At 56.4% G+C, this 3205-nt stretch carries 1 protein-coding gene; it reads right to left on the minus strand.

The genetic code is table 11. The annotated features are described in order from the left end of the window. Positions 1-3205: Ig-like domain-containing protein (locus ACFPPD_RS25815; RefSeq protein ID WP_378083875.1), on the minus strand; the 3205-nt coding region annotated here is incomplete at both ends.

Below are 3205 nucleotides of genomic sequence, written 5' to 3' on the forward strand. Positions count from 1 at the left end.
AGCTTAACGTTGGTGCTGTTGTATCCGACGTTGCTGTCGTGGTGAACAAGATCGTCGCTACGCTCGAAGCATTGCCAGCCGCATCCTTGACGATGGCATATGCCTTGTACGCTGTGGATGCGGTTAAGCCAGATACGCTAGCCGTGTTCGCTGCTGCGCTTGCTCCCGCTGTTCCTTTGGCTGCGGCTGTTCCTTGTGCTGCAATCGTTGCCGCATCCGGTGCTGCGTCTGCCGCTGCATAGACTACATAGTAGTAGGTTCCTGCTTCATCCGATGTGAAGTTTAAGGTTGTCGCGGTGTCGGTTGTTGCACTTGCACTGGTTAAGCTTAACGTTGGCGCGGTTGTATCCGGCGTTGCTGTCGTGGTGAACGAGATTGTCGCTACGCCCGAAGCATTGCCAGCCGCGTCTTTGACGATGACATAGGCCTTGTACCCTGTGGATGCGGTTAAGCCAGATACGCTAGCCGTGTTCGGTGCTGCGCCTGCTGCCGCTGTTCCTTTGGCTAAGGCTGTTCCTTGTGCTGCAATCGTTGCCGCATTCGGTGCTGCGTCTGCCGCTGCATAGACTACATAGTAGTAGGTTCCTGCTTCATCCGATGTGAAGTTTAAGGTTGTCGCGGTGTCGGTTGTTGCACTTGCACTAGTTAAGCTTAACGTTGGCGCTGTTGTATCCGGCGTTGCTGTCGTGATGGTAGCAGTCCGCTGAGTCGCGGCCAAGTCGTCGTTCACGTCCACCGTGATACGGCGGTCGCCGATCGTCGGTGTCGCCGCCGTGTCGTTGTATTTGATCTGGCCGAGGACGGTTTTAAAGTCGGCCAGAGTCGCCCCGCCAGTCAGCGTCAGGCTGGTGGAATTGTTGCCGGTCACCGTGATGCCGAACCCGAGCGCGGCATTGATCTGTGCTTGGGTCAGCGACAGCGTTTCATCGCCGATGTCCTTGATGTCGCCGCTAGTGATGGCGACGGTGGCGGTGTAGACCCTGGCGTCGCTGTCAGACTGGGTAATCGCGATATTCGGCAGGAAGGTGATGCCTCCCGTGCTGAAAGTGGCTGTGGCGTCATTGCCGTTGGTGCCTGTGTCGAGATCGACCGTTGGCACGGTACCGCTCGCCCATTCCGATTCATAAGCGCCGATGTCCACTGTGGACTGGCGGATGCGGTCCATCCGCCGCACGTCGAGGGCGCCAGTAACATAGTAGGCGTCACCCCCGTTGATTGCGTTGGACGCGGTGGATGCCAAGCGGTAATCTTCGCTGCCGCTGTTGACGAAATCGACAGCGCCGGACATAATGCTGTTCACACTGTTCAGCGTGTAAACCCCACTCGCACTGTTCTGGAACGTCGCTATATTGTCGGTATTGCCGGCAATGATCGAATTGCGTACATCGACCGTGCCGCCCGTGGCATTGTTGTAGAAGGCAAATTTGATGCCGACATCGCTGGCTGTGAACGTCGAATTCGCGATGCTTACGCGGGTGTTTGCCGAGCCTGCAGTACTGGATTGCAGCAGGAGCGCGGCGACACCGCCACCGTTGACACCGACATTATTATAGATGGCCGAGTTGGCGATGCTGATCGAATGGTTATCAAGCCCGACATTATCCCAAATATTTATTGCACCTTCTGCAGACAGCCCGCCAAACATCGTATTATCGTAAATCGATGAATTGTCTACTTCAAGATAAAACGTCGTAAACGACCCTGTAAACAGGTCAATTAGGCCATTTCCAAAAGTTCTTACATCGTTGTTGAATAGATGAACGTTATAGATGCCAAGCGACGAGTTCTTGGCATTCGACGAATAGCCGATGATGCCGCCAGTCACAGAATTGTTCGAATCAGAAAAATTCGTTAGTGAAACGTCCTGCAAAACGAAATGAACGCCTGCGGTTTCGATCTGGAAGCCGGACTGGGAGCCGCCGTTGATCGTGTAACCATTGCCGTCGATCAGCAGGCTTTGGGTGGGCGCGGTGATCCCCGAAGCCAGCGTGACACTCGTGGCGAGTTCAATGGTGTCGGCGCCCGCGTTGGCGTTGGCCCAATAGATGGCCTCGCGCAAGGTCAGGCCGCCGCCATCGGAAATATCTCCCGCCAAGTCCGTATTGTCGCCGCCGGTATCGACATCGCCTGACGACGTCACTGTCAAGACGGCGTTGCTCGCCACCACCGACACAGTGGCGGCGCGGCTGACAGTGGCGCTGTTGTTGGACGACCCGCTGTCTCCGACGGTGGTCAGCGTAACGACGCGGTTACCCGCAGTGACGCTGGCGTCGCTACTGTAAAATTGCACGCCGTCGATCAAGCCGCCCATCTGGGCATCGCTGGCCGACAGGCCGGTTAATGAAGCCGTAGCGGTTCCGGCGGACACCGACACGCTGTAGCTGCCAACCCCAGCGATGGTTCCGCTGGTGCCGTCGGTCAACGCCACATTAGTGCCGGCGATGGACAGATATTCGGTGGCGTCCGACACATTGGTGACAGTGAAGGTAGCGTCCGTGAAGGTCTCACCGCTGTCGTTGGCGGCCGCTGTCACGCCGCTGAACAGATCCACGCCGCCGCTCATCCCCTGAATAAACGTCGTCGCAGCTCCGGTCGCGGTCAGGGTGGGGGCGGTGCTGCCGCCGGACGCAGTCGTAAAGCTGAGCAGCGTCCGGTCCGAGAGATTGTCCAGCGAGTTACCGGCTTGCGTCACTGCCGGTTCGGGAATACCGGAATGAAATCGGTTGCTGACCAAAGTCACAAAACCGCGATTGTCCGCGTCAACGAAAGCTGTCGGCGCGATTACCAAGTAATAGCTGGTATTCGCGGAAAGAATTCCTGTCGGATTGATGGTGACGGTAGAGGACGATGCATTGCCAGTCAGCGAGACCCGAGCATCGTTTGCCAAAAAAGATTCAAAGGTGACGTCGTTGGCAAAATTACCGTCGCCATCGTCCACCTTAATCGAGATCGTTCCTGATCCACGGCTAAGTGCGCTGCTATGGCTGAAGGTCAATGTAATGTTATCGGAAACGCCGACACTCGTGGCGTTAGAAACTGGCGTAAATGCCGTTAATCGCGGCGGTGAGTTGACATTCTCGTAATAGAGATCACTCGATGCTCCGTTCACCCTGGCATAAATATCGAGATCGCCGTCATGGTCAAAATCGGCGACCCTTGCTGCAGTCCCCAGATTGAGACCGGGCAATGATGCAGGAAAATGCCC

The organism is Cohnella suwonensis (assembly GCF_042655365.1).
Classification (GTDB): Bacteria; Bacillota; Bacilli; order Paenibacillales; family Paenibacillaceae; genus Cohnella; species Cohnella suwonensis.